The organism is Pseudomonas sp. BC42 (genome assembly GCF_021560055.1).
Taxonomy (GTDB): domain Bacteria; phylum Pseudomonadota; class Gammaproteobacteria; order Pseudomonadales; family Pseudomonadaceae; genus Aquipseudomonas.
Genome location: NZ_CP091067.1, coordinates 430,402 through 454,828, shown reverse-complemented (window position 1 = coordinate 454,828; position 24,427 = coordinate 430,402). Strand labels below are relative to the sequence as shown.

26 protein-coding genes are annotated in these 24,427 nt (G+C 64.2%); 9 read left to right on the top strand and 17 right to left on the bottom strand.

Annotation, left to right across the window (positions count from 1 at the left end; genetic code table 11):
• The first annotated feature begins 22 nt into the window (after positions 1 to 22).
• From metF to L1O02_RS02135, 4 genes are all read left to right on the top strand, one after another.
• On the top strand, positions 23 to 868 hold the full coding sequence (gene metF / locus L1O02_RS02150) for a methylenetetrahydrofolate reductase [NAD(P)H] (protein WP_060841503.1): 846 nt from the start codon (positions 23 to 25) through the stop codon (positions 866 to 868).
• An 88-nt stretch (positions 869 to 956) separates the two neighbouring features.
• Complete coding sequence (locus L1O02_RS02145) at positions 957 to 2,039, top strand: hypothetical protein (protein WP_108545089.1); 1,083 nt, start codon at positions 957 to 959, stop codon at positions 2,037 to 2,039.
• A 56-nt stretch (positions 2,040 to 2,095) separates the two neighbouring features.
• Positions 2,096 to 2,893 (top strand): transporter substrate-binding domain-containing protein, encoded by a 798-nt coding sequence (locus tag L1O02_RS02140; RefSeq protein ID WP_108545088.1) that lies wholly within the window; start codon positions 2,096 to 2,098, stop codon positions 2,891 to 2,893.
• Positions 2,894 to 3,134: 241 nt separating this feature from the next.
• Entirely contained in the window at positions 3,135 to 5,000 is a 1,866-nt protein-coding gene (locus L1O02_RS02135) for a DEAD/DEAH box helicase (RefSeq protein WP_060841505.1), read from the top strand.
• Positions 5,001 to 5,304: 304 nt separating this feature from the next.
• On the opposite strand, the gene L1O02_RS02130 is transcribed toward L1O02_RS02135, so the two are convergent.
• Both L1O02_RS02130 and L1O02_RS02125 read right to left on the bottom strand, forming a co-directional pair.
• A complete protein-coding gene (locus L1O02_RS02130) occupies positions 5,305 to 5,901 on the bottom strand; it encodes a YceI family protein (protein WP_060841506.1) in 597 nt (198 codons plus the stop codon).
• A 32-nt stretch (positions 5,902 to 5,933) separates the two neighbouring features.
• Positions 5,934 to 6,485 (bottom strand): cytochrome b, encoded by a 552-nt coding sequence (locus L1O02_RS02125; protein ID WP_016968753.1) that lies wholly within the window; start codon positions 6,483 to 6,485, stop codon positions 5,934 to 5,936.
• 319 nt (positions 6,486 to 6,804) lie between these two features.
• Here L1O02_RS02125 and L1O02_RS02120 point away from each other — a divergent pair, with 319 nt between their 5' ends.
• Both L1O02_RS02120 and L1O02_RS02115 read left to right on the top strand, forming a co-directional pair.
• Entirely contained in the window at positions 6,805 to 8,211 is a 1,407-nt protein-coding gene (locus tag L1O02_RS02120) for an adenosylmethionine--8-amino-7-oxononanoate transaminase (protein ID WP_060841507.1), read from the top strand.
• Between the two features lie 152 nt (positions 8,212 to 8,363).
• Positions 8,364 to 9,083: a 16S rRNA (uracil(1498)-N(3))-methyltransferase gene (locus L1O02_RS02115; RefSeq protein ID WP_235759472.1), complete on the top strand. Its 720-nt coding sequence runs from the start codon at positions 8,364 to 8,366 to the stop codon at positions 9,081 to 9,083.
• A 128-nt stretch (positions 9,084 to 9,211) separates the two neighbouring features.
• On the opposite strand, the gene L1O02_RS02110 is transcribed toward L1O02_RS02115, so the two are convergent.
• From L1O02_RS02110 to L1O02_RS02100, 3 genes are read right to left on the bottom strand one after another with little or no spacing between them, the layout of a single operon-like run.
• Positions 9,212 to 10,114, bottom strand: a complete 903-nt coding sequence (locus L1O02_RS02110; RefSeq protein ID WP_060841509.1) for a transporter substrate-binding domain-containing protein — start codon at positions 10,112 to 10,114, stop codon at positions 9,212 to 9,214.
• Between the two features lie 29 nt (positions 10,115 to 10,143).
• Positions 10,144 to 10,494 (bottom strand): RidA family protein, encoded by a 351-nt coding sequence (locus L1O02_RS02105; protein ID WP_060841510.1) that lies wholly within the window; start codon positions 10,492 to 10,494, stop codon positions 10,144 to 10,146.
• A 20-nt stretch (positions 10,495 to 10,514) separates the two neighbouring features.
• The gene (locus L1O02_RS02100) at positions 10,515 to 11,756 is read right to left on the bottom strand and encodes a D-amino acid dehydrogenase (protein WP_235759470.1); all 1,242 of its coding nucleotides are present in this window, start codon (positions 11,754 to 11,756) and stop codon (positions 10,515 to 10,517) included.
• A gap of 107 nt (positions 11,757 to 11,863) precedes the next feature.
• On the opposite strand from L1O02_RS02100, the gene L1O02_RS02095 reads away from it, so the two are divergent.
• The gene (locus L1O02_RS02095; RefSeq protein ID WP_060842026.1) at positions 11,864 to 12,769 is read left to right on the top strand and encodes a LysR family transcriptional regulator; all 906 of its coding nucleotides are present in this window, start codon (positions 11,864 to 11,866) and stop codon (positions 12,767 to 12,769) included.
• 496 nt (positions 12,770 to 13,265) lie between these two features.
• Here L1O02_RS02095 and L1O02_RS02090 read toward each other — a convergent pair whose 3' ends face one another.
• Positions 13,266 to 13,883, bottom strand: coding sequence for a hemolysin III family protein (locus L1O02_RS02090; RefSeq protein ID WP_060841512.1), 618 nt, complete (start codon positions 13,881 to 13,883; stop codon positions 13,266 to 13,268).
• A gap of 154 nt (positions 13,884 to 14,037) precedes the next feature.
• Here L1O02_RS02090 and L1O02_RS02085 point away from each other — a divergent pair, with 154 nt between their 5' ends.
• Positions 14,038 to 14,955 (top strand): LysR substrate-binding domain-containing protein, encoded by a 918-nt coding sequence (locus L1O02_RS02085; RefSeq protein ID WP_016968746.1) that lies wholly within the window; start codon positions 14,038 to 14,040, stop codon positions 14,953 to 14,955.
• A gap of 182 nt (positions 14,956 to 15,137) precedes the next feature.
• Here L1O02_RS02085 and madM read toward each other — a convergent pair whose 3' ends face one another.
• The 9 genes from madM to mdcA form a co-directional block, all read right to left on the bottom strand.
• The gene (gene madM, locus L1O02_RS02080) at positions 15,138 to 15,905 is read right to left on the bottom strand and encodes a malonate transporter subunit MadM (protein ID WP_016968745.1); all 768 of its coding nucleotides are present in this window, start codon (positions 15,903 to 15,905) and stop codon (positions 15,138 to 15,140) included.
• Positions 15,906 to 15,910: 5 nt separating this feature from the next.
• The gene (gene madL / locus L1O02_RS02075) at positions 15,911 to 16,303 is read right to left on the bottom strand and encodes a malonate transporter subunit MadL (RefSeq protein ID WP_060841513.1); all 393 of its coding nucleotides are present in this window, start codon (positions 16,301 to 16,303) and stop codon (positions 15,911 to 15,913) included.
• A gap of 67 nt (positions 16,304 to 16,370) precedes the next feature.
• Complete coding sequence (gene mdcH / locus L1O02_RS02070) at positions 16,371 to 17,306, bottom strand: malonate decarboxylase subunit epsilon (RefSeq protein WP_235759468.1); 936 nt, start codon at positions 17,304 to 17,306, stop codon at positions 16,371 to 16,373.
• A complete protein-coding gene (locus tag L1O02_RS02065) occupies positions 17,303 to 17,929 on the bottom strand; it encodes a malonate decarboxylase holo-ACP synthase (RefSeq protein ID WP_235759466.1) in 627 nt (208 codons plus the stop codon). Before L1O02_RS02065 ends, mdcH begins: the two co-directional genes overlap by 4 nt.
• Positions 17,926 to 18,729: a biotin-independent malonate decarboxylase subunit gamma gene (gene mdcE, locus L1O02_RS02060; protein ID WP_235759464.1), complete on the bottom strand. Its 804-nt coding sequence runs from the start codon at positions 18,727 to 18,729 to the stop codon at positions 17,926 to 17,928. Before mdcE ends, L1O02_RS02065 begins: the two co-directional genes overlap by 4 nt.
• Positions 18,726 to 19,577 carry a biotin-independent malonate decarboxylase subunit beta gene (locus L1O02_RS02055; protein ID WP_235759462.1) on the bottom strand — a complete coding sequence of 284 codons (852 nt, stop codon included), beginning with the start codon at positions 19,575 to 19,577 and terminating at the stop codon, positions 18,726 to 18,728. Before L1O02_RS02055 ends, mdcE begins: the two co-directional genes overlap by 4 nt.
• Positions 19,570 to 19,869 carry a malonate decarboxylase subunit delta gene (locus L1O02_RS02050; protein WP_047289704.1) on the bottom strand — a complete coding sequence of 100 codons (300 nt, stop codon included), beginning with the start codon at positions 19,867 to 19,869 and terminating at the stop codon, positions 19,570 to 19,572. The genes L1O02_RS02055 and L1O02_RS02050 overlap by 8 nt, the downstream gene beginning before the upstream one ends.
• Complete coding sequence (locus tag L1O02_RS02045; protein WP_108545080.1) at positions 19,869 to 20,744, bottom strand: triphosphoribosyl-dephospho-CoA synthase; 876 nt, start codon at positions 20,742 to 20,744, stop codon at positions 19,869 to 19,871. The genes L1O02_RS02050 and L1O02_RS02045 overlap by 1 nt, the downstream gene beginning before the upstream one ends.
• A complete protein-coding gene (gene mdcA / locus L1O02_RS02040) occupies positions 20,744 to 22,420 on the bottom strand; it encodes a malonate decarboxylase subunit alpha (protein WP_108545079.1) in 1,677 nt (558 codons plus the stop codon). The genes L1O02_RS02045 and mdcA overlap by 1 nt, the downstream gene beginning before the upstream one ends.
• 419 nt (positions 22,421 to 22,839) lie before the next feature.
• On the opposite strand from mdcA, the gene L1O02_RS02035 reads away from it, so the two are divergent.
• A complete protein-coding gene (locus L1O02_RS02035) occupies positions 22,840 to 23,100 on the top strand; it encodes a hypothetical protein (protein ID WP_060841519.1) in 261 nt (86 codons plus the stop codon).
• 40 nt (positions 23,101 to 23,140) lie between these two features.
• Here L1O02_RS02035 and L1O02_RS02030 read toward each other — a convergent pair whose 3' ends face one another.
• Both L1O02_RS02030 and L1O02_RS02025 read right to left on the bottom strand, forming a co-directional pair.
• Positions 23,141 to 23,386, bottom strand: a complete 246-nt coding sequence (locus L1O02_RS02030) for a hypothetical protein (RefSeq protein ID WP_235759460.1) — start codon at positions 23,384 to 23,386, stop codon at positions 23,141 to 23,143.
• A gap of 97 nt (positions 23,387 to 23,483) precedes the next feature.
• A complete protein-coding gene (locus L1O02_RS02025) occupies positions 23,484 to 24,389 on the bottom strand; it encodes a hypothetical protein (protein ID WP_235760232.1) in 906 nt (301 codons plus the stop codon).
• Positions 24,390 to 24,427 lie beyond the last annotated feature (38 nt).

The following is a 24,427-nucleotide window of genomic DNA, read 5'->3' as shown; positions in this document are numbered from 1 at the left end:
CTTGTAGCTGGAGGTTCCCTCCATGTCCCAAGAACGTCGTTACAGCTTCGAGTTCTTCCCCACCAAGACCGATGCTGGACATGAAAAACTGCTCGCCACTGCCCGTCAGCTGGCCGGCTACAACCCCGACTTCTTCTCCTGCACCTACGGCGCCGGCGGCTCGACCCGTGATCGTACGGTCAACACCGTGCTGCAACTGGAGAGCGAAGTAAAAATTCCCGCGGCGCCGCATCTGTCCTGCGTCGGCGACAGCAAGGACGACCTGCGCGGCCTGCTCAAGCAGTACCAGGCAGCCGGCATCAAGCGCATCGTCGCCCTGCGTGGCGACCTGCCTTCGGGCATGGGCATGGCCAGCGGCGAGCTGCGCCACGCCAACGACCTGGTGAGTTTCATTCGCGAAGAGACTGGCAGCCACTTCCATATCGAAGTCGCCGCCTACCCGGAAATGCACCCACAGGCGCGCAATTTCGAAGACGATCTTCGCAACTTCGCCCGCAAGGCCAATGCCGGTGCCGACAGCGCGATCACCCAGTACTTCTTCAACGCCGACAGCTACTTCTACTTCGTCGAGCGCGTGCAGAAGATGGGCGTGAACATCCCGATCGTGCCGGGCATCATGCCCATCACCAACTACAGCAAGCTGGCGCGCTTCTCCGACGCCTGCGGCGCCGAGATCCCGCGCTGGATCCGCAAGCAGCTGGAAGCCTATGGCGACGACAGCGCCAGCATTCAGGCTTTTGGCGAGCAGGTGATTAGCGAAATGTGTGAACGCCTGCTGCAAGGCGGAGCACCAGGGCTGCACTTCTACACCCTGAACCAGGCCGACCCGAGCCTGGCGATCTGGAACAACCTGAAGCTGCCGCGCTGAAATGACGTAGCACTTAGCAAGGAGGCCCTGGCGAAATCCAGGGCCTTTTTTTCACCCCACTCACATTCTCCATGGATGATCGCTGTAGATGTCGACCACTCGCCCCGCCACAAACCCTCAGCTGATTTACCTGGTTTACGGTGCCAACACTTATCACCAGGAGGCGGTGTTCAGCATTGCCAGTGCCTTGGCCGGTCTGCGCGAAACACCGGGAGAAGGGTTGGATATTCAGGTCTTTACCGACAACCCCGCGCCTTATCAGGGTTTGCCGGTTCGAGTGCGTGAGCTGGACGAGAACACCCGCAAGACATGGATCGCCCCCCATGGCTACCACTTCCGCGCCAAGCACGTAGTGATGCAACAGGTGCTGCAGGAGGCTGAACGGGCCCTGCTGATCGACACCGATACCTTTTTCCATTGCTCGCCGCTGGAGCTGTTCCGGCGTATTGAGCCCGGAACCTTGTTATGCAATGCCTTCGGCCTGCAGTACGGCAGCAACAAAGAAGCCGGTCTGTATCAAACCCTGGCTGACGTGCTGCGCCAGAGAAACCTGGCGGATGACCAGATGCCACTGCTCAACTCGGGCGTCATCGGACTCGACCGCGCCGATGCGGGCGTTCTGGAGCAATCGATCGCCTTGATGGACGAGTTCTACCCTCTGGCACAGGGTGCCTACACCCTAGAAGAGTTCTGTCTGTCGGTAGCCGCCTACCGCACCACCCAGGTACGCGAATGTCCCGACCTGATCCATCACTACTGGAGCCGTAAACAGCTGTTTCGCGCCAAGACGAAGGCCTGGCTCGACAAGCACGGGGCCGATCCGATCAGCACCTTTGCGCTGGATGAAACACGCCTGGTGACTGCCACGCTGCCACGACCGCCAGCGGCCCAGCGCATGGCCTATAAACTCGTGACGCTGTTCCTTCCCAAGCAACAGCGCCAGTTCATGCGAGAGATCCTCTACGGCTGCTACCAACACTCCAACCCGTTCGATCAGGCTTGCATGCCTGTCTGGTGGGAAAAGGCCCGCGAGAACGTTGAACGTCGTCTTGACAGCCCCCTTGAAAACCATCAGCTCGAAAACTGGTTCAACCACCCGATAGTCCGCCTGGTACTGGGTGAGCGGCGCAAGGCGATCTACTTGCATCTGGTGCAGACAAAACCCGACTAGCCCTTGATCTAGAGCACCTCTAGCTATTTAACCGGCGCCCGTCGTAATCTCCAGCAATGTCTGTCATTGCCCGGCTGCTGATCACCCTTCTCTGCACTTGCCTGAGCCTCGCGGCCCATGGCGAGAAGCTGCGTATTGTCACCGAGCCCTGGGCGCCTTACGTCTACGAAGAAAACGGCAAGGTCCTGGGGCTGGACTACGAAACCACGGCCATTGTCTTTCAGCGCCTGGGGATAGATGTGGAATGGCAATTCCTGCCCTGGAAGCGCTGCCTGGCGATGCTGGAAACCGGCCAGGCCGACGGGGCCCTGGACATCTTTCACAGCGACCAGCGCGACAGCACCCTGCTCTACCCCAGCGAGCCCCTGTCGGACGTCGAGTTCGTGATGTTCTACGCCAAGCAGCGCCCCCATCCGTTCAAGAATCTGGATGAGCTCAAGGGCCTGACCATCGGCACCTCGCCCGGCTACCTGTACAGCGATGACTTCAGTCAATCGACCCTGTTCAAGCGCGAACCGGCACCGACCCACGAAGCCAACTTCGGCAAGCTGCTGCTGGGGCGGATTGACCTGCTGATCACCGACAAACGGGTCGGCCAGCACCTGCTGGACAGCTTGGGCATCCGCGATCAGGTCAGCCAGAATTCCACCGTTATCAGCCGCCAGAGCCAGTACCTGGCGCTGCGCCGCAATGCCGGGATGGACCTGCTGGTGCAACGCTTCGGCGCCGAACTCAAGCGCTTCAAGCGCGAACCGGCCTACGCCGAATTGAGCGCCAAGTACGGCGCGGAACCCATTCTGCCCCCTGTCAGGTCTTCATCCACACGAGAGTCAGAAAAAACCGTTGAGCAGTAGGAAAGCAGCGCACATCGAATGCTCTGTTATACTCCGGCCTCCCGCCAGGCTCACGCCCGGACGCTGGACCCTGTTCAAGGCCTCTCCACCCCGCTACGGCGCAGCCATCCGGCCCGCGCGAGCCACCGGTGAATGAGCCTTCAGGCCAGCAGGACCGGACGGGATTGCGTCCTCTTAAACGCCATTCACGCTCGGCAAGATTATCCCTTTGGGCCAAGCCCTCACTAAAACAGGATTACTCATGTCCTTTGCTTCCCTCGGTCTCTCCGAGGCTTTAGTCGGCGCCATCGAAGCCGCCGGCTACACCCAGCCTACTCCGGTGCAACAGCGGGCCATCCCCGCCGTGTTGCAAGGTCGCGATCTGATGGTCGCGGCACAGACAGGTACTGGTAAAACCGGCGGTTTCGCCCTTCCGATCCTGGAGCGGTTGTTTCCCAACGGTCACCCGGACAAATCCCAGCGTCACGGCCCGCGCCAACCCCGCGTCCTGGTCCTGACCCCGACTCGCGAACTGGCCGCGCAGGTGCATGACAGCTTCAAGCTGTACGCCCGCGACCTGAAGTTCGTCAGCGCCTGCATCTTCGGCGGCGTCGGCATGAACCCCCAAGTCCAGGCCATGGCCCGTGGCGTGGACGTGCTGGTGGCGTGCCCCGGCCGTCTGCTGGACCTGGCCGGCCAAGGCAGCGTCGACCTTTCCCACGTGGAAATCCTCGTGCTCGACGAAGCCGACCGCATGCTCGACATGGGCTTCGTGCATGACGTGAAGAAAGTCCTCGCGCGCCTGCCGGCCAAGCGCCAGAACCTGCTGTTCTCCGCGACCTTCTCCAAGGACATCACGGACCTGGCCGGCAAGCTGCTGCACAACCCCGAGCGCATCGAAGTCACTCCGCCCAACACCACGGTGGAGCGCATCGAGCAGCGGGTGTTCCGCCTGCCCGCCAGCCACAAACGCTCGCTGCTGGCGCACCTGATCACCGCTGGCGCCTGGGAACAGGTCCTGGTGTTCACCCGCACCAAGCATGGCGCCAACCGCCTGGCCGAGTACCTGGACAAGCACGGCCTGAGCGCCGTGGCGATCCACGGCAACAAGAGCCAGAACGCCCGCACCAAGGCCCTGGCCGACTTCAAGGCCGGCGACGTGCGGATCCTGGTGGCCACCGATATCGCCGCTCGCGGCCTGGATATCGACCAATTGCCCCACGTGGTCAACTTCGAGCTGCCTAACGTCGACGAAGACTACGTGCACCGTATCGGTCGTACCGGCCGTGCCGGTCGCTCGGGCGAGGCCATCTCCCTGGTGGCCCCGGACGAAGAAAAACTGCTGAAAAGCATCGAGCGCATGACCAAGCAGAAGATCGCCGATGGCGACCTGATGGGCTTCGATGCCAGCGCCGTGGAAGCCGAGAAGCCGGAAGTGCGCGAGCGTCCGGACGTACGCAACCCGCGCAATCCTCGCGGCCCACGTGGCGACGGCCCGAACGGCGGCGGTGGCGGCGGTGGTCGCAAGGACAAGGGCAAGGACAAGGGCGGCAAAGACAAGCCGGCCCGTGGCGAACGCCCGGCCCGCGAGCAGAAGCCCCGCGAAGGCACCCCGGCTCGCGAACAGCGCCAGCCGACGCCCCGTGCCGATCGGGCACCGGACGAGTTCCTCGACGACGACGTGGACAACTTCGGTAACCGCGCCGACTACGTCAGCCCCTACCAGAACAAGAACAACCAGGGCCGCGGCCGCCGTCCAGGGGCTCCGGCCCTGGGTGCAGGCGCCGGTGCCGGCAATCCGCCTCGCGGCGGCGGCCAGGGTCGCTCCGGTAGCCCGCGCAACAGCAACGGCAGCACCACCGGCACCGCACCCGCCAAGCGCAGCGGCGGTCCACGCAACGGCGCCCCGCGTGACAGCCAGGGCCGTCGCGACGAATCGCGCAATCGCCGGCCGAACCGTGACGATCAGGCCCGCCAGGAGCCTGCGGTGCAGAACCCTCGGAGCAACCAGCCGAAGATCATGCACAAAGAGTCCAAGATCGATCGTTTCCCGACGCCTGAGCAACTGGACCAGTTGCCAAGCCGTCCACGGGGCGAGAAGCCGGCGCTGCTGACCCGCAATCGCTGAGTCACCGCGCTGAAATGAAAAACGCCCCCGGTCGCAAGACCCGGGGCGTTTTTTGTGGGGGCTGGTCGAGAGTGCTTTCTGTAGCCGCTGCCGCAGGCTGCGAACGACGGGGAACTCGGCGCAAGGGCCTGCCAGGCTCACCGGGTTGCATGACGGGCAATAAAAAACGCCCCCGATTTGTGGTCGGGGGCGCTTTTTTTGCCTTGGCGCAGGTTGCGATCGGTCCAATACGGGCTGTGCGAATTGAATCGCGGAGGCCCTGCGGGCCTTGTCGCAGCCTGCGGCAGCGGCTACAGGCGAAGCATTACTTCGCTTTCACACCTTCAAAGCTGATGTACAGGTCGACGTTGTTGGACGCCGGGCCCAGGTCCATCATCTTGCCGAAATCCTGGCGATTGATGCTGGTGGTGCCTTCGAAGCCGGCACGGTAGCCGCCCCATGGATCCTTGCCTTCACCCAGGAAAGTGGCCTTGACCACGACCGGCTTGGTCACGCCGTGCAGGGTCAGGTCACCCGCCACGTCGGCGGTCAGCTTGCCATCGGCATTCTTGCCGGTGGGCTTGACGCTGGTGGAGACGAACTTGGCATCGGCAAACTTGCTGGATTCCAGGAAGTCCTTGCTGGTGATGTGCTTGTCACGTTCGGCGTGATTGGTGAACACGCTGGCGGTGCGCACGTTGACTTCGATCTTGGCGTCTTCCGGCTTGGCCGCGTCGAAGCTGAACTTGCCGTCCAGGTCCTTGAAGGTACCGGTGATGAAGCTGTAGCCCAGGTGGCTGATCTTGAAGTCGACGAAGGCGTGCTGGCCTTCCTTGTCGATCACGTAGTCCGCTGCCATCACTTGACCGGCCGCCAATACAGCAGAACCGATGGCCAATGCGGCGAGAGTCTTTTTCAACATGCTTTCTATTCCTTTTGAGTCAAGGTTGAACATCAGGCTTTGCGACCCAGCATACGGGTGAGGGTCGCATCACGATCGATAAAGTGGTGCTTCAAGGCGGCCAGGCCATGGATGCCGGCGAAAATCACCAGCGCCCAGGCCAGGTACAGATGCACCACACCTGCTACATCTGCCTGGTCCGGCAGTCCGGAAACCAGGGCAGGAACTTCAAACAAGCCAAACACCGGGATACCCACGCCGTCTGCGGTGGAAATCAGGTAGCCGGCAATCATCACCGCGAACAGACCCAAGTACAGGAACCCATGTCCCAACTTGGCCCCCAGGCGGGTCAGACGTCCATGGTTGGCCGGCGCTGGCGGCGGAGGGCTGACAAACCGCCACAACACCCGCAGCAGCATGATCGCGAACAGCGTAAGGCCAATGCTCTTGTGCAGGTCCGGCGCGTCTTTGCGCCAGGTGCTGTAGTAGTCGAGGCCGACCATCCACAGGCCCAGGGCGAACAGACCGAAGACTGCCAGGGCCACGCCCCAGTGCAGAACAATGCTTACCCAGCCGTAGCGAGAAGAAGAATTACGTAACTGCATCAGTTGCATCCTGTAAGAAACGCTGACCAAGACTAGCGATTTACCTATCGAATTAAAGCGAAAAAATTTGCTTTGAAATATCGAGAAATACGATCAGTACTCTGGGCTCAGGGTATTAAGAAAAGATTAAGGGCATTTTCTGAAGCTTTCGAGGCCATCGCCACCCGTGCCCTGGCAGCGAGCGGCTACGTCTTTACCCCTGGGTCGCGCCGTCCCCGGTTGCCGCCCTGCACAATAGGTTGTCCCGCGGCCATGCATTGCATAGGCTTGCCCGATTGTTCGCCCGCCCCCTCAGCGAGCTGCCTCCAGGAGACTGTACATGGGCCTGAATAACCAGTGGATGCAACGCGATCTTGCGGTGTTGTGGCATCCCTGCACCCAGATGAAAGACCACGAACAACTGCCGTTGATCCCGATCAAGCGCGGTGAAGGCGTCTGGCTGGAAGACTTCGAAGGCAAACGTTACCTGGATGCCGTCAGTTCCTGGTGGGTCAACGTCTTCGGCCACGCCAACCCGCGCATCAACCAGCGCATCAAGGACCAGGTGGACCAGTTGGAACACGTGATCCTCGCCGGTTTCAGCCACCAACCGGTGATCGAGCTGTCCGAGCGCCTGGTGCAGATCACCCCCGAAGGCCTGACCCGCTGCTTCTACGCCGACAACGGTTCGTCGTGCATCGAAGTGGCGATGAAGATGAGCTTCCACTACTGGATCAACCGCGGCCAACCGAACAAGAAGCGCTTCGTCACCCTGAGCAACAGCTACCACGGCGAAACCATCGCCGCGATGTCGGTGGGCGACGTGCCGCTGTTCACCGAAACCTACAAGGCCCTGCTGCTGGACACCCTCAAGGTGCCGAGCCCGGACTGCTACCTGCGTCCCGACGGCATGAGCTGGGAAGAACACTCGCGAAACATGTTCGCCGCCATGGAACAGACCCTCGCCGAACACCACGACACGGTAGCCGCGGTCATCGTCGAGCCATTGATCCAGGGCGCCGGCGGCATGCGCATGTACCACCCGGTGTACCTCAAGCTGCTGCGCGAAGCCTGCGACCGCTACGGCGTGCACCTGATCCACGACGAGATCGCCGTCGGCTTCGGCCGCACCGGCACGATGTTCGCCTGCGAACAGGCCGGCATCCGCCCGGACTTCCTGTGCCTGTCCAAGGCCCTGACCGGCGGCTACCTGCCCCTTGCCGCGTGCATGACCACCGACGACGTCTACAGCGCCTTCTACGACGACTACCCGACCCTGCGCGCCTTCCTCCACTCCCACAGCTACACCGGCAACCCGCTGGCCTGTGCGGCGGCCCTGGCGACCCTGGACATCTTCGAGCAGGACAACGTCATCGCCAACAACCGCGCCCTGTCCCAGCGCATGGCCAGCGCCACCGCGCACCTGGTGGACCACCCCCACGTCGCCGAAGTGCGCCAGACCGGCATGGTCCTGGCCATCGAGATGGTCCAGGACAAGGCCGGCAAGGCCGCCTACCCCTGGCAGGAGCGGCGTGGCCTGAAGGTGTTCCAGCACGCCCTGGAGCGCGGTGCGCTGCTGCGTCCCCTGGGCAGCGTGGTGTACTTCCTGCCGCCCTACGTGATCACCCCGGAGCAGATCGACTTCCTCGCCGAAGTGGCCAGCGAAGGCATCGACATCGCCACCCGCGACAGCGTCAGCGTGGCCGTGCCCAAGGACTTCCACCCGGGCTTTCGCGATCCGGGCTAGAGCAGGCCATCAATGGTGGCGAGGGACCGCGTAGCGGTCCCAAACCAGGCTGAGCACCTCGGCGGCTTCAACGACGGCTTCGCCGCCGAGCGGGAGCCAGCTGCCTCGCCACAGAAGGCTTTCCACCGATACACATTCAACAGAGAACCCAGATGAGACTGTCCCGCTTCTTTATCGACGCCCCCCTGAGCCTCGGCGAGCACGAACTGCCGGAAGCCCAGGCCCACTACATCGGGCGCGTGCTGCGCATGGCTGAAGGCGATGCGCTGCAAGTGTTCGACGGCTCGGGAACGGAGTTTCGCGGCACCCTGGTGGAAGTGGGCAAGAAGCGCGTGCGCGTGCAGCTGGATGAACGCTTTGCCGGCCAGCCAGAGTCGCCGCTGCGGATTCACCTCGGTCAGGGCCTGTCCCGGGGCGAACGCATGGACTGGGCGATTCAGAAAGCCACGGAGCTGGGGGTCAGCGAGATCACCCCGATCTTCAGCGAGCGCTGCGAAGTGCGGCTCAAGGACGAACGCGCCGACAAGCGCCTGCTGCACTGGCGCCAGGTGGCCATCAGCGCCTGCGAGCAATGCGGGCGCTCGCAAGTCCCGGTGATTCATCCGCCCGTGCTGCTGGCGGACTGGATCAAGCAGACCGAGGCCGACCTGAAGCTGGTGCTGCACCCGGTGGCCGAGCCCCTGGAAAGCCATGCCAAACCGCAGACCCTGGCCTTCCTGATTGGCCCGGAAGGCGGCCTGTCCGATGCCGAAGTGGAGCAGGCCCACGGCGCCGGCTTCCTGCCCGCCCGCCTCGGCCCTCGCGTGCTGCGTACCGAAACCGCCCCCGTAGTCGCCCTGACCGTGGCCCAGCAACTGTGGGGCGATTTCTAAAACAGTCCCCGGTCAAACACCCACCGTAGGAGCTGGCTTGCCAGCGAAGGCGCCCACCAGTCCCGTACACGTCTCAAGGGCCCCTTCGCCGGCAAGCCGGCTCCTACAGGTGGCGGCGCAACAGCCGGTTACTCCACCGGATCGCTGGTGGGCCGGGCGATGATGGCTTTCAGCTCGGCGGTCATGGGGAACTCCAGGTTCAGGCCCTTGGGCGGAATCGGCTGCTGGAACCAGCGCTGGTAGATGCCGTTGATTTCCCCGGAGCGGTACAGATCCGCCAAGGCGCCGTTGACCAGCGCCAGGAACTGCGGATCATCCTTGCGCACCATGCAGCTGTAGATCTCCCGCGACTGCTCCTCCCCCACCACCACCCAATTGTGCGGATCGCGAGCCTTGGCCCGTTCGCCGTAGAGCAGCGCATCATCCATGTAGAACGCCGCCGCGCGCCCGGTCTGCAGCATCTGGAACGCCTCGCCGTGGTCCTTGGCGCTGATCACGAACATGTCGATCTTGTGCTCGACGTTGTAGTTCTTGAGAAACCGCTCGTTGGTGGTCCCCGCCGTGGTCACCACGTTCTTGCCCCGCAGGTCGGCGAAGCTTTTGATCCCACTGTCCTTGGCGGTCAAGAGTTGCCCTTTGACGTAGATAAAACCGTAGGAGAACGCCACCTGCTTCTGCCGCTCGGCGGTCACCCCGGTGGAGCCGCATTCCAGGTCCACGGTGCCGTTCTGCACCAGGGGAATGCGCGTCTGCGAGGTCACCAGGTTGTACTTCACATTCAGCTTGGGCAGGTGCAACTGCTGCTGGATGCGCTCCACCACCTTGCTCGCCAGCTCCACCGAATAGCCCATGGGCTTGCCGCTGTTGTCGCCCACGTAGGAAAAGGGCACCGAAGCGTCGCGATAACCCAAGGTAATGCTGGCGCTGTTGGCGATCTTGGCCAGGGTGCCATCCAGGGGCGCCTCGTTGGCCTGGGAAATGGCGCTGAACAACAGCCCCAGGGTGCAGCCGAGCAACGTGATCTTATGCATTGTTATTCTCCGTTGTGGGTTAAGGCGGCTCAGCGGCGAACCGCGATGACACTGATTTCGACAAGGATCTGCGGGCGTGCCAGGGCCGCCTGCAAGGTGGTACGCGCCGGCGCCTGGCCGGGAGACAGCCAGGCCGACCAGACTTCGTTCATCACCGCGAAGTCGGCCTGGATGTCCTTGAGGTAGATCGTCGCGCTCAAGAGATGGTCCTTGTCGCTACCGGCCTCGGCCAGCAAGGCGTCGATCTTCTCCAGCACCTCACGGGTCTGGCCGCCGATGTCGCTGCTGGCCCCCGGCACCTGGCCGGAGAGAAACACCAGTTCGGCAAAGGTCACCGCGCCACTCAGGCGCTCGTTGCTGTGGATACGCTGGATACTCATCTGAAGACTCCCTTGAACGTTCAGGCGACGCGGGGCGTCAGGCCCTGCATGTCGATGCTGGTGGAGCGCTGGCCGATCAGTTCGCCCAGCAACTGGCCGCTGCCACAGGCCAGGGTGAAACCCAGCGCGCCGTGGCCGAGGTTGAGCCACAGGTTGCGGTAGGCGGTGGCGCCGATCAGCGGAACGCCGCTGGGGGTGGCCGGACGCATGCCGGCCCATTCGATGGCGGCCTGATAATCGCCGGCGTCGGCGAAGGTCTGCTCGGCCTGCCGGCGCATCAGGGCCAGGCGATCCGGTTCCGGGGACGGATCGAAGCCGACGATGTCGACCATCGCCGCCACCCGCAGTTGCTGGCCGATACGCGCGTAGACGATCTTGCGGTTGTAGTCGGTGATGCTGATCTCCGGTGCCCGGTGCTGCGGGCCGATGGGCACGCTGAGGCTGTAGCCCTTGAGCGGATACAGCGGCAGCTTGAGCCCCGGCAGGCGCAACTCGGGGCTGCGATGACCGGCCGCCAGCACCAGCTGTTGCACCGGCAATTGGCGCTCGCCCAGGTCGATGGCCTGGACCCGGTCGCCCCCATGGTGGATGGCCCGGACCCGCTGGCCGAGGAGGATTTCGCAGCGCCCGGAAGCCCGCAGCCACGCCGCCAGCTGCTGGCAGAACGCGTGGCAGTCGGCCACTTCTTCATCCGGGGTATAGATGCCACCGACGAAGGGCGTGTCCCCCAGGGTCGGCTCCAGGGCGGTGCATTCGGCGGCGGACAACACCTGCTGCTGGCGGCTGTCCGCCAGGTTGCGCCGGGCATGTTCGAAGCTGCCGGGCTCGCGAAAGGTCACCAGCTTGCCGTTGCGCCGCCAGTCGAAGCCCTGCAGGCCATCCTCTTCGCGCCAGCGTTGCAGGGTGCTCTGGCTGAGCAGCGCCAGGCGCAACAGGTGAGCGCCATTGCGCTGGTTCACCGAGTGCCGGCAAGCCCCGAGAAACCCCGCCAGCCAGCGCCACTGCGCCGGGTCCAGGCGCGGGCGCAGCTTGAGCGGCGAGTCGCCCTTGAGCATCCAGCCCAAGGCCTGCCAGGGCACGCCGGCATCGGCCAAAGGCGCCACATAGCGATAGGACAACTGCCCGCCGTTGGCGAAGCTGGTCTGGCTGCCCAGGGAGTCCTGGGCCTCCACCAGGGTCACCTCGAAGCCCTGTCGGACCAGGGCGTAGGCACTGGCCAAGCCGATGACGCCGCCACCGATGATGCAAACCTGCTGACTCATGACTGCCCCTGGCCCGTTGTTCGATGGCCCAAGGTTAGGGGCAGGTGACAGGCGCCGGACAATGAATAAAGATGCACCTCCCATAAACAAAGGTTATGGACTGCCCCATGCGCCTGCGTCATATCGAAATCTTCCAAGCCATCCGCCAGGCCGGCTCCATCAGCGGCGCCGCGCAGTTGCTGCACGTCTCGCAACCGGCGGTGACCAAGGTCCTGCAGCACGCCGAACTGCAGCTGGGTTTCCCGCTGTTCCTGCGGGTGCGGGGCAAGTTGCAGCCGACTCCGGAAGCCCTGGAGCTGGAGCGCGAAGTGGACAAGGTCAGCGAAAGCCTGCAAGGCGTGCGGCGCCTGGCCCAGAACCTGCGCCGGGCGCCGGGCCACAGCCTGCGCATCGGCGCCACCCCGGCCCTGGCCCTGGCGCTGCTGCCACCGGCCATCCGTGAATGGACCCGCCTCTACCCGGACAGCCTGTGCGAACTGTCCAGCGCCCACAGCCGCGAACTGGTGCAGAACCTGCTGATGCGGGAAATCGACGTGGCCCTGACCCTGCAGCGCCCGGATCACCCCGGGCTCTGCGCACAGCCCCTGGCCGAGGGCGTGCTGGTGGCCCTGGCGCCGCTGGACTACTGGCCGCCCGCCGTGCGCGGCCAGCCGCTGGCCCTGATGGAACTGGCGGACGCACCGCTGATTGGCCTGAGCAGCAGCGACCCACTGTCGGCGCGCCTGGACAGCTACCTCAAGGCCGTGGAGCCACCGCCGCGGATCAGCATTGCCGTACAGACCTACTCCCTGGCCCGGGCCATGGTCGAGTCCGGCGCCGGGTTGGCACTGATCGACCCGTTCACCGCCCTGGGCGCATCAACCGCCAGCACCGTCATCCGGCCCCTGAGCCCGCCGCTGCCGATCACCCTGTACGCGGTGACCCGCGCCGCCGAACCGCCGCCCCATACCCTGGCCAGCCTGCTGGAGATCTTCGCCCGCCAGGCCCAGGCCCAACTCGACCATCCCTTGTAGGTGCTGGCTCGCCAGCGAGGGCGGCCGCAAGCGCGGTGCAAATCCCGAAGACCCCCTTCGCCGGCAAGCCGGCTCCTACACCAATCCGCAGTCCCTCGCCCCGTAGGAGCTGGCTTGCCAGCGAAAGCGACCGCCAGCACGGCGCAAATCCAGAGGTCCCCTTCGCCGGCAAGCCGGCTCCTACGCCAATCCGCAGCGCCTCGCCCCGTAGGAGCTGGCTTGCCAGCGAAAGCGGCCGCAAGCCCGGTGCAAATCGCGAGGGACTCTTCGCCGGCCAGCCGGCTCCTACACCAATCTGCAGTCCCTCGCCCCGTAGGAGCTGGCTTGCCAGCGAAAGCGGCCGCAAGCCCGGTGCAAATCCCGAAGGCCCCCTTCGCCGGCAAGCCGGCTCCTACACCAATCTGCAGTCCCTCGCCCCGTAGGAGCTGGCTTGCCAGCGAAAGCGGCCGCAAGCCCGGTGCAAATCGCGAGGGACTCTTCGCCGGCAAGCCGGCTCCTACAGGACGTAGAAGAGGATGGCGACGAAATGCAGCAGGCTGCCGGCAATCACGAACAGGTGCCAGATGCCATGGGCATGGCGCAGGCGGCTGTCCAGGGCGAAGAAGATGATGCCCACGGTGTACAGCACCCCGCCCGCCGCCAGCCAGGCAAACCCGGCGGTTCCCAGGGCCGCCAGCAGCGGCTTGACCGCCACCAGGACGATCCAGCCCATCACCGCGTAGATCACGATGGAGAGGATCCGCGCCTCGGAACGCGGCTTGATCTCCTGGAGGATGCCGATCAGCGCCAGCCCCCAGACAATCCCGAACAGGGTCCAGCCCCAGGGCCCGCGCAGGGTCACCAGGCAGAACGGCGTGTAGCTGCCGGCAATCAGCAGGTAGATCGAAAAGTGATCGACCTTCTGCATGATGTTCTTCGCCCGGCCGCGCACGCTGTGATAGACCGTGGACACGCTGTAGAGCACCAGCAAGGTGAAGGCGTAGATCGCCACACTGACGATCTTCCACGGACTGCCGTCGATACTGGCCAGCACCACCAGCCAGATGCCGCCGATAAACGCCGCGATCGCCCCCAGCAAGTGGGTCCAGGCGTTGAATCTTTCTCCGTGATACATCGGTCACTCACCCTTGAAACATGAAAAACCACGCAAGGCTCAGGCCTGCAGTTTGAAAGCGCAATAGCTCAATGGGGGCACGGCGGATAAAAAACCAGCGGCCACTTTCGGACTCATCGGGCATCATCAGCCCCTCATCAGCCGAGGCCGGACCATGCTCATCGACGAAGAGTTGACCCTGAAAAAGCTCGAAGTGTTTCTGGCCTTCATGCGCACCGGCAACCTGGCCCGCGCCGCCGCCGAGTTGCAGACCAGCAATGTCAGCGTGCATCGGGCCATCCACTCCCTGGAAAACGCCCTGCGCTGCCCGCTGTTCAAGCATGAAGGACGCAACCTGACGCCACTGGAAAGCGCCTTCGTGCTGGAGGAACGCGCGCAGAAGCTGGTGCAGGACGTGGTCGAGAGCGTGCGCCTGACCCGTGAAGCGGCAGGCTTCTCTGCAGAACGCTTCAAGCTCGGCGCGCTTTACTCATTGACGGTGAAAACCGTGCCGCAACTGATCATGGGCCTGAAGCTGCGCCGCAGCGAACTGAACATCGACCTGATCCTGGGCTCCAACATCGACCTGCTGTACAAGCTCAAGAACATGGAAGTGGACGCCATCCTGATTTCCCTGGACGACAGCGTCAACGACCCGGACTGCGAGCAGTTGCCGCTGTTTTCCGACGATATCTTCCTCGCCACCCCGGCCGATTCGCCCTTCGCCCAGCAGCGCGAAGTGGACCTGGCCGACGTGCGCGACGCCACCTTCATCACCCTGACCCAGGGCTTTGCCACCCATCAGGACGGGGTGCGAGTGTTCAAGCAGGCGGGGTTCGAACCGAAGGTGGCGATGCAGGTCAACGACATCTTCACCCTGCTGAGCATGGTCAGCTCCGGGGTCGGTTATGCGTTGCTACCGGGAAGGATTGCCGCGGTGTATGAAAACCGCGTGAAGCTGATACCGCTGCAGGCGCGCTACCGCCTGCAGCAACATATCGGCGTGGTGTTTCTCAAGGCCAAGGAGCGCGACCCGAACCTGTTGGCGCTGCTGGCTGAATGCCGGATGTACGCCAACCGGCAAAGTACCTAGAAGCCCGCCCAACGGCGCTCGGCTCGGCCTTGCCTGGGCGCTGGCTTGCCAGCGAAAGCATGCGCAAGCCCGGCACAAACTCCGAGGGCCCCTTCGCCGGCAAGCCGGCTCCTACACGAAATCCGCGATGCACTCGCCTCGTAGGAGCTGGCTTGCCAGCGAACGTGCCCGCAAGCCGGCGCCTACGCGCCCAGCAGGCCGCGCATCAGCAGGAACAGCAACGACGGCCCGAGCAGGCAACCCAGGGCGGTGTAGAACGCCGCCGTCAGGCAACCGTAGGGCACCAGCTTCGGATCGGTGGCCGCCAGCCCCCCGGCAACGCCGCTGGAGGTGCCCATCAGGCCGCCGAAGATCACCGCGCTGCGCGGGTTGTTGAGGCCGATCAACGGCGCCACGAACGGTGTCATCACCATCACCAGGATCGCCTTGATCAACCCCGCGGCAATCGACAGCGCCATGACTTCGGAGCTGGCGCCAATCGCCGCACCGGTCACCGGGCCGACGATGTAGGTCACCGCCCCGGCGCCGATGGTGGTCAGGCTCACCGCATCGGTGTAGCCAAAAGCCATGGCCACGCCGACCCCGGCGACAAAGGACGAGCCAACCCCGACAAACAGCGCCAGCACGCCCACGAACCCGGCACGCTTGAGCTCCTCGACACTGACCCCGAAGGCCGTGGCGACAATCGCGAAGTCCCGCAGCATGGCCCCGCCCAGCAGGCCGATGCCCGACAACAGCGGAATGTCCACCACGCCCTTCTGCCCGCCGGTGAAGGCGCCACCGACATAGGACAGCACCAGCCCCAGCAGAATGGCAATGGCCGAGCCGTGCAGGCGGCCCTTGGTAAAGGTGTTGGAGATCCAGTAGGACACCCACATGGTGATCCCGATCACCGCGAAACCGCTGATCAGCCCGTAGCCGGTAATGACCTTCATCATCGATTCGTACATGGCCCTTACCCCACTGTTTTCTGAGCAACGGCCGCATCCGGCGCCTTGTTGCCGATGCGCACCAGCACCGGCACCAGGGCGAAGGCGATCACCACCGCCAGGGTGCCCGCGAGAATCGCCATCGGCCCGCCCTTGAGCGCGCCGTAGACGTTCTGCTGCGCGGCCATGGCCACCACGATGGGGATGTACACCGCGCCCCAGAACTCCACGCCCTGTTCGGACTTGCCGGCGAACAGCCCACGCTTGTGCAGGTAGCTGCCCAAGCCGATCAACAGCAGCATGGCGATACCGACACCGCCGACATTGGCCGGCACGCCGATCAATTTGCCCAGCAGCTCACCGATGAAAATACCCACCAGGGTACAAAAGGCCAGAAAGGCCACACCGTAGATAATCATTGTTGTTGTCCTCAAAGTGCATCGTCGAAGTTGTTGTTCTTGTGCTTCGTCAGCCTGAGTCGGTGCTCTATCGGTCGCGGCTTCCCTCCTCACTCAACAGGGCTTGCAGGGTGTCCAGGCGCGCGCCGTCGAAGGCGATCACCGTCCCTTGGGCAAACACCCGGCGGGCCAGCCCGGTCAGTACCGCACCGGGAGGCAATTCGATCTGCAGGCGTACCCCGCGCTCGTAGGCGCCTTGCACGGTGCCGCGCCAGTCCACCACCCGGCACATGTTGAACGCCAGGTCGTCGCGCAGCTGCTCCAGCGTGCGCAGCGGTCGGGCCCGACTGCCACTGAGGTAACCCAGCACGGGCATCTGCAGGGGCACCTCGGCAAAGGCCGCGGCCAGGGTCTGGGCCGGTTGCTCCAGCAGCGGGCAATGGGACGGCACGCTGACCGCCAGCCGCTTGGCCACGCCGACTCCGCAACCCCGGGCCAGCTCGGCCACCGCCTGCATCGCCGCATCGCTGCCGGCGATCACCACCTGGCTGTCGGCGTTGATATTGGCCAGGTACACCGGCGTCTGCGGGCTGTGGACCTGGGCCAGCAAATCCTCCACCGCCGCCAGGTCCAGGCCGATCAGGGCGGTCATGCCATAGCCCTGCGGATACGCCTGCTGCATCAACTCGCCCCGCAGGCGCACCAGGCGCAAGGCATCGGCAAACTCCAGGGCCCCGGCCACCACCGCCGCCGGATAGGCACCGATGGACAGGCCCGCCACATAGTCCGCCCGGAGCGGCGCTTGCAACAGGGTCCGGGCACTGGCCACGCCGGCGATCAGCAGGCACAACTGCACCGCCCGGGTGCTGGCCAGGGCCTGGGGCGAATCCAGGGTCAGTACGTCTTCCCCCAGGACCTCACTGGCTTCCTGCAGGCAGGCGCGGGTTTGCGGGCTTGGCGGCAGACGCTGGAGCATCCCCGGCTGCTGCGCGCCCTGGCCCGGAAACACCAACAGGCTGCTCATGCCACCTGCTCCAGAAGGCACCAAGGATCACTGACCAAGCGCGCGCCTTCGGCACTCTTGAGCAGCACCCGAGGCGCGGCTCCCGCCCATTCACGCAGCGCCACGGCCCCGGCCGGAACCTGCAGTTGCAGGTCTACCGGGCACTCGGCGCGCTCCAGCAGGGCCAGCAGCTCCCGGGCCTGAGCCCGGGAAAAGGGTTCCGGTGTGCGCAGGATCAGGTCCAGGTCACTGTGCTGATGCAGCGCAGCCACCCCGGAGGCCAGCTCGAAACCGGCACTGCCGCTGACGCCCCAGACCAGGCCCAGGGCATTCAGCTCGCCGCGCAGTCGCTGCAAGGCCTGAAGCGCCGGCAATGAGCGTGTGCCATTCAACTGGCACAGCGCTTCGGGATACACCCCGCGCTGCACCGAGTCCAGCGCCAGCAACGCCGGGTAGCGCTGCTCGCGGGTGCGGCCGCGCAGGCCGACCGCGATCTGCCCCGGCGCCGTCAGCGCCCGCCGCACCACCACCGGCTGCCCCGCCTCCAGCACGGCAAAGGCCCAATCCGGCGCATCGGCGGCCAACTGCGCCGGGGTCATGCCCCACAGCAGGTCGTGGGGCAGCCAGGGGCCGAGGCCGTTCACCATTGTTCCCGCAGCAATTGGCGGACCCGGCTCGACGCCGCCCGGTTCGCCGCCCCCAGCCGGCCGCTCAGGTCGACGCCCTTGGTCCGCACATCGACGATGGCCGCCAGCAGACACTCCTCGACCGCGACCCGATCCTCGGCCGTGGGCTGTTCGATCTGCCGCACCGACAGGCTTTCCCAGAGCAGGCCCAGGCCGGCGTAGCTGTCGATGTCATAGGCCATGGGCGGCACGCTGGCGGCCAGGGCTTCCAGTTCCTCGACGCTGCGCAGGGTGACCCGCGCCGCCGAGGCCTTGCCCATGGCGTGCACCATCACCCCGGGATCGCGCAGGGCGATCAAACGGTTGGCCTGGTAACCGTGAGCGAGAAAGGCTCCGGACATGGCCTTGCCCACCAGCAGGGCAATCACCGGGTGTCCGGCCAGGCGGGCTCGGGCATAGCTGTCGGCGGCCGCGGCCAGGGCCTGATGAATGCCCAAGGCTTCTTCACGCCGGCCATAGGCCTGGCTCGGGACATCGACGATGGCGATCAGCGCCCGCTTGTGGGGCTGGTCGCGGTCGGCATCGATCACCTCATCCACCGCCTTGGCCAGGCCCCAGCCTTCCAGCAGGCCGACCTCGCCCTGGCGGGCACGGGGAAAACGATTCTCCGGGTCGGCCACCACGGCGATAAAACGCACCGGCTGCCCGGCCAGCTCGCCATCGGCCACCCGCAGCGACGGCGGCAGGCCGGTCAGCGGCGCGACGCCGCCACTCAAGGCGTTGAACCAGTTCAGGCCCCGCAACGAATAAGCACTCATGGGCGGTCTCCTTGATACAGATCGCGAACCGTCGCCGCATCGATTTGCGGCCCAGTGTCCAGACGAGCCAGACGTTGCAGGTAGTGTTCGGCCTCGCGGCTGCGCTGCCGTTGCGGCAAGCCAAGGGCCAGCAACTCGCGGACCTGAGCCTGGATCTGCGCCACATCATCCGCCACATAACGGTCCACCAAACCGCTGGCGAAACGCTGCTCGCCGCCGGTCAGGCTCCAGATGAACGGCCGGTCCCGGGAGTCGTATTCCTCAAGCCCGGCCTCCTGTTCGATCACCTGCGGGCCGTTGAGCCCCAGGCGCGCTTCCTGGGTGACCAGCAGATAACTGCACAGCCCGGCGGCAATCGACATGCCGCCAAAGCAGCCGACGCTGCCGGCCACCACGCCGATCACCGGCTGGTACTGGCGCAGGTCGACAATCGCCGAATGGATGTCGGCAATCGCCGCCAGCCCCAGGTTGGCTTCCTGCAAGCGCACGCCACCGGTTTCCAGCAGCAGCACGGCGCGGGTCGGGGTGCCGTTGCGGTTGTCCTCGGCGGCCAGTTCCAGGGCCCCGGCGATCTTCGCCCCGCCCACTTCACCCAGGCTGCCGCCCTGGAAGGCACCTTCGATGGCGGCCACCACCACCGGCAGGCCATCGATGCTGCCCTTGGCGATCACCACCCCGTCATCGGCCTGGGGCACCACGCCCTGGCGCGCCAGCCACGGCGACATGACCCGCTGGAACGGGTCCAGCAGCTCACGGAAACTGCCGGCATCCAGCAAGGCCCGAGCGCGCTGCCGAGCACCCAGCTCGACGAAGCTGTGCTTGTTCAATAAACGTGCGCTGTCAGTCATGGCCGATCTCCTCGAAGCCCTGTTCCAGGCGCAGGCGCACCACCCCCGGGGTGGCGCCGAAATCATGGATATCGATCAGCAGCGCCGGTGGTGTCTGGCCGTCGAACATGCGCTCGAACAGGTGCTGCCAGCGCGAGGCGCTGCCATTGACCGAGGTCTGCACCTGGATGGTCAGTTTGCCGGGCTGCCCCGGCTCCAGCAGCACTTCCAGGTCGCCGGAGCCGACACAGCCCACCAGGGCGCGGCCACGACCGGGCTGGCCGGCGGGAAATTCAAAGGACAAGGTTTCCATCAGTTCGCTCCCTGGTGAAAGGCGTCGGCGGATTCGATCCGGTCCAGCAGCAGGCTGGCCGCCAGCAAGTCGGCGGCACCGCCGGGCGAGGCATTCAAGGTCAACAGTTGCAGGTCCAGTTCGTGCAGGCGGCGGCGCCCGGCGAGGCTGGCGCTGCCACCGGCATCGAGCACCGCCTGGGCGCCCTGTTGCATGGCCTGCAGGCCTTGTTCACCGGCGCGGTAGAGCACGCAGGTGTCGGCCAGCCGGCTCATGATCGCCAGCAAGGCATCGAGTCGGGCGTTCTGTTCGCCATGGCCCTGGGCACGGCTGCGCTGGAGCTGCGGCAACCCCCATTGCAGCACCGCGGGAAAGCCCTGCTGGGCTTCTTCCCGAGCGCCACGCACGCCGTAGCGCAGCGCCACCTGGGCGCCATGACTCAAGGGCCGTGGCGCGTAACGATCCTCCAGCAGGGCCAGGCGCGCGGCCCGCAGCGCGACACTGCCGGCACGGGTGGATCGCGGCTCCAGCGCGGCGGCGGCCACCAGCAGGCCCAGGGCCCAGATCGCCCCACGGTGAGTGTTCACCCCGCCGGTGGTGGTCAGCATGGCTCGCTCGCCTTCACGACCGATGCGCCCCAGGGCTTCGCGCAGGGGCAGGCCGACGGCGCCGAATGCCAGCGCCGCCTCGGCCATTTCCTTGAACGCCGGCCACAGGGCCAGGGCCGAAGCGTGCATCAGGCCCAGGTGCAGGTCGCTGTGGGCGCCATTGCCACGGCGGTCCACCAGGGCCGGCTTGGGCGACAGGTCGGCCTCGTCGATCAGCGCGTCCACCGCCAGGTCCGCCAGGCGCTCGGCCAGGCTCAGGGGTTGTGATTGCAGGTTGAGTGCGTGCATTACCAGCTCCTGAACTTGGCGGGTGGGTTGTACAAGCCACCGGACCACTGCACCAGATCGGCGACGCTTTTCGCCGCCAGCAGCTCGCGGCTGGCATCGGCGCGGCGGATGCCCAGGTCTTCCGGCAAGGCGATCAGGCCTTCACGGCGCATGCGCGCGGTGTCCTTGGGGTTGTGGCGCAAGCCGATGGCGGTCACCCCAGCCACGGCGGCAATCATCGCCTGACGCTCTTCCAGGGAGCGGGCCTTGTACAGGTAGGCGATGCCCTCCTCGGTCAGCAGGTGGGTGACGTCGTCGCCGTAGATCATGATCGGCGCCAGGGGCATGCCGCTCTTGCGCGCCACGTCCACCGCATCGAGGGTTTCGACGAAGGTCGGTTTGCCGCCTTCCTGGAAGGTTTCCACCATCTGCACCACCAGCTTCTTGCCGCGTTCGAGCATGGCCTGGGGCGCATCGCTTTGATCCTGGCGCATATCCAGCCAGGCCGGAGTGCCGTGGCGGCGCCCGCGCGGGTCGTGGCCCATGTTCGGCGCACCGCCGAAACCGGCCAGGCGGCCGCGGGTCACGGTGGAGGAATGACCGTCGCCATCCACCTGCAAGGTGGCGCCGATAAACAGATCCACCGCGTACTGCCCGGCCAGTTGGCAGAACATCCGGTTGGAACGCAGCGAGCCATCGCGGCCGGTGAAGAACACGTCCGGGCGCGCGGCGATGTAGTTCTCCATGCCCAATTCGGTACCGAAGCAATGCACGCTGTCGACCCAGCCGCTTTCGATGGCCGGGATCAGGGTCGGGTGGGGATTGAGGGTCCAGTTGCGGCAGATCTTGCCCTTGAGCCCCAGGGATTCGCCGTAGGTGGGCAGGATCAGCTCGATGGCCGCGGTGTTGAAACCGATGCCGTGGTTCAGCGACTGTACGTTGTGTTTTTCGTAGATGCCGCGAATCGCCATCATCGCCATCAGCACGTGCACCGGCTTGATGTGGCGCGGGTCACGGGTGAACAGCGGCTCGATGTAGAACGGCTTGTCGGCCACCACCACGAAATCCACCCAGGACGCGGGAATGTCGACCCGGGGCAGCTCGCTGACGTCGTCCACCAACTGGTTGACCTGAACGATGACAATGCCGTCGCTGAAGGCCGCCGGCTCGATCAGCGCCGGGGTGTCCTCGGTACTGGGGCCGGTGTAGATGTTGCCGGCGCGGTCGGCCATGAAGCCGGCGGACAGCACCACGTTGGGGATCAGGTCCACCACCAGCCGCGCATAGAGCTCGATGTAGGTGTGGATGGCGCCGATTTCCAGCAGCCCGTCTTCCAGCAACTGGCTGATGCGCAGGCTCTGGGTGCCGGCGAAGGAGAAGTCCAGCTTGCGGGCGATGCCGCGCTCGAACAGGTCCAGGTGCTCGGAGCGGCCGACGCTGGGCATGATCATGTGCAGGTCATGCAGCTTGGCCGGGTCGGCCTTGGCCAGGGAGCGGGAGAGAAAGTCCGCCTGCTTCTGGTTATTGCCCTCCAGCACCACCCGGTCGCCGGGCAGGATCAGAGCCTCCAGCGCCGCGACGATCTTGTCGGTCGGCAACACCACGCCATCGGCGATGGCCCGCACCTGCTCGAGGCGCCGCTGCTTTTCGCTGCGCCGCCGCGACCAGCGCGCGTCGGGGGAAATTATTGTTGTCATGCTCACTCCACGGGTTCGCTGTCGTGGCAGTCACCTTAGGAGTGAAAACGGGGGGCATCAATCAAGCGCGGCGTTGGATCGTTACGCTGAGGGTAATGATTGAATCGAAGGCCGGCTGTAGGTAATGGCAACACATTGGCGGTTGTTGCAGCGCAGGGGGAACCACATAGTTGCCCGGTCGCCGATGCATCGGCGGCCGATCTTAGCCGGTCGAGCCTGTTCACGGACGCACAAGCGCTTGCCTATAATGCCGGCGCTTTTTGCCGCCTGGCATTTCGCTATGGCGGCTGTGCGCGGGACACCTTCGGGTGTGCCGGAGGTTCCGTGAATTCCTCTGGTCGGCTAACCCGCGTGCAGCTGCCACCCTCTTTGTTTAGCCGCAAAAGGTGGTAGCTCCTCAAAAAACACGGAGGTGCGCTATGTCTGATTTCATCCCGCTACACAGCAATCTCACCCCTACCCCAGTGTTCCACCTCGACCGCGACGCCCCGGCAGCGGACTTGCACGGCGGCGCGGTGCAACGCATCAAAGCCTCGCGCGACCTGCTGCACAGCCTCAACTGCCTGAGCCTCAAAGGCGTCGACGAGCGTGATCTGAACCACTTCGTCAACGCCGCCCACCTGCTGCTGCAAGACGGCTGCGATGCCCTGGACGCCTTGCAGTGGCGGCTGGAGGCGTAAAGACCTCGGTCAAACCTGCCCGGTTGGCCTCTTTTGGGGGTCAACCGGCGGTCTGGTCTTCCCCCTCAGCGGGCACCGACGAGGGGCCCATCCAGGTGCCATACAGCTTCTTGGTATTGATAAAGGCAAACAGCCCTACACCGAGGGCGAGCACCAGGAATCCCCAATAAGCCTGGTCATTCCATTGAAAAGCCACCCACGCCTTGTACAGAAAAAAACCGACAGCACCGGCTCCCGCAAGACCGAGCACCGAGATGAAAAACCAATAAATCAAACGTTCTGCCATGTTGAAACGTCCCTGCCTCATTAAAAGAAGTACGCAGCTATTACCGCCTTCCAGAGTGAATCAACCACTCGCTTCGCCTCCCTCCAGAGCACTGGTTTCAGTCACGGTATTCAACATGCTGGGCCATCAGATTGGGCCGGCTGAAGGTGTCAATAGCATCAATCTTCCCGAGCATTTCCTTGACCTTGGCCTTGAAGGTTTCATCGTCCATATCGATCCAGTAACGCGCTGGGCGTTGGTGTTGACGATCGTATTCAGCGGTGACCGGGTCCAAGTGGCGGTAGGGTTCGTACATGGGAATATCAGGCAGAGGGCGGCTGATATCCATGAAGTTCTGGAAAAAATCCCATAATGCGCAGGGCTTTTGCAGGGTGTTGTCAGGTGCAATCAAGTTGTTGAAGTTAATGCGAATGTCGCGATAGCGATGGATCAGGAACAGGCTATTCATAGGCAGGCCCTGACGATCCGGGCTGGTGACGATATAGGCGTCGAACTCGTAGAAGGGAGCAGTTGTCTCATCGATAACACCTTCTTTTTTGAAGCGCTTGTAGTCGAAGAAGGTGACAAGGCCAGTACGGCGATTGAGTTCCCAGAGAGGGCCTTTAGGGGGGCGAAACCAAATACTCGGAAAATAGTTTACGACAAGACTACCTATCCCCCAACACACAAGCGGAACCCCTAATATCCATGAATAGAGACCAAAAAACATATCAAGCGTAAATTGCCATGGAGTTTTTTGCGATGCAGGCATAATAGCAAAGTGGGCTAAAGCCATGAAAACTAATAGAATTACAAAAACCCATTTACACCCTCCCCTCATAAACAACCAAAACTGCGAGCAAAATGGAAGCTGAGCATACCTAAACCTTTCTTGATCATACCTCTGATGAAGTTCAACCCCATCTAAAGGTAGAGCAACATAAGTACCATTATTTATTTTTATTACTTTTTCTTTTTCAGCCTTTTCCCAAAATCGCATGCTTTCAGGTTTTGGATCTTGCATGATACGGATTGGCACTACCTCCTGAGTACTCCCCCAAG

What these genes read in the sequence shown, in the direction of transcription:
- L1O02_RS02140 (WP_108545088.1), top strand. Translation starts at nt 2,096, where the DNA reads ATGTCTGTCATTGCCCGGCTGCTGATCACCCTTCTCTGCACTTGCCTG.
- L1O02_RS02035 (WP_060841519.1), top strand. Translation starts at nt 22,840, where the DNA reads ATGTCTGATTTCATCCCGCTACACAGCAATCTCACCCCTACCCCAGTG.
- L1O02_RS02110 (WP_060841509.1), bottom strand. Translation starts at nt 10,114, where the DNA reads ATGCATAAGATCACGTTGCTCGGCTGCACCCTGGGGCTGTTGTTCAGC.
- L1O02_RS02135 (WP_060841505.1), top strand. Translation starts at nt 3,135, where the DNA reads ATGTCCTTTGCTTCCCTCGGTCTCTCCGAGGCTTTAGTCGGCGCCATC.
- L1O02_RS02030 (WP_235759460.1), bottom strand. Translation starts at nt 23,386, where the DNA reads ATGGCAGAACGTTTGATTTATTGGTTTTTCATCTCGGTGCTCGGTCTT.
- L1O02_RS02125 (WP_016968753.1), bottom strand. Translation starts at nt 6,485, where the DNA reads ATGCAGTTACGTAATTCTTCTTCTCGCTACGGCTGGGTAAGCATTGTT.
- L1O02_RS02045 (WP_108545080.1), bottom strand. Translation starts at nt 20,744, where the DNA reads ATGCACGCACTCAACCTGCAATCACAACCCCTGAGCCTGGCCGAGCGC.
- L1O02_RS02130 (WP_060841506.1), bottom strand. Translation starts at nt 5,901, where the DNA reads ATGTTGAAAAAGACTCTCGCCGCATTGGCCATCGGTTCTGCTGTATTG.
- metF (WP_060841503.1), top strand. Translation starts at nt 23, where the DNA reads ATGTCCCAAGAACGTCGTTACAGCTTCGAGTTCTTCCCCACCAAGACC.
- mdcE (WP_235759464.1), bottom strand. Translation starts at nt 18,729, where the DNA reads ATGAGTGCTTATTCGTTGCGGGGCCTGAACTGGTTCAACGCCTTGAGT.
- L1O02_RS02055 (WP_235759462.1), bottom strand. Translation starts at nt 19,577, where the DNA reads ATGACTGACAGCGCACGTTTATTGAACAAGCACAGCTTCGTCGAGCTG.
- madM (WP_016968745.1), bottom strand. Translation starts at nt 15,905, where the DNA reads ATGTACGAATCGATGATGAAGGTCATTACCGGCTACGGGCTGATCAGC.
- L1O02_RS02120 (WP_060841507.1), top strand. Translation starts at nt 6,805, where the DNA reads ATGGGCCTGAATAACCAGTGGATGCAACGCGATCTTGCGGTGTTGTGG.
- L1O02_RS02025 (WP_235760232.1), bottom strand. Translation starts at nt 24,389, where the DNA reads ATGCAAGATCCAAAACCTGAAAGCATGCGATTTTGGGAAAAGGCTGAA.
- madL (WP_060841513.1), bottom strand. Translation starts at nt 16,303, where the DNA reads ATGATTATCTACGGTGTGGCCTTTCTGGCCTTTTGTACCCTGGTGGGT.
- L1O02_RS02085 (WP_016968746.1), top strand. Translation starts at nt 14,038, where the DNA reads ATGCTCATCGACGAAGAGTTGACCCTGAAAAAGCTCGAAGTGTTTCTG.
- L1O02_RS02115 (WP_235759472.1), top strand. Translation starts at nt 8,364, where the DNA reads ATGAGACTGTCCCGCTTCTTTATCGACGCCCCCCTGAGCCTCGGCGAG.
- L1O02_RS02095 (WP_060842026.1), top strand. Translation starts at nt 11,864, where the DNA reads ATGCGCCTGCGTCATATCGAAATCTTCCAAGCCATCCGCCAGGCCGGC.
- L1O02_RS02090 (WP_060841512.1), bottom strand. Translation starts at nt 13,883, where the DNA reads ATGTATCACGGAGAAAGATTCAACGCCTGGACCCACTTGCTGGGGGCG.
- L1O02_RS02105 (WP_060841510.1), bottom strand. Translation starts at nt 10,494, where the DNA reads ATGAGTATCCAGCGTATCCACAGCAACGAGCGCCTGAGTGGCGCGGTG.
- L1O02_RS02100 (WP_235759470.1), bottom strand. Translation starts at nt 11,756, where the DNA reads ATGAGTCAGCAGGTTTGCATCATCGGTGGCGGCGTCATCGGCTTGGCC.
- L1O02_RS02145 (WP_108545089.1), top strand. Translation starts at nt 957, where the DNA reads ATGTCGACCACTCGCCCCGCCACAAACCCTCAGCTGATTTACCTGGTT.
- mdcA (WP_108545079.1), bottom strand. Translation starts at nt 22,420, where the DNA reads ATGACAACAATAATTTCCCCCGACGCGCGCTGGTCGCGGCGGCGCAGC.
- mdcH (WP_235759468.1), bottom strand. Translation starts at nt 17,306, where the DNA reads ATGAGCAGCCTGTTGGTGTTTCCGGGCCAGGGCGCGCAGCAGCCGGGG.
- L1O02_RS02050 (WP_047289704.1), bottom strand. Translation starts at nt 19,869, where the DNA reads ATGGAAACCTTGTCCTTTGAATTTCCCGCCGGCCAGCCCGGTCGTGGC.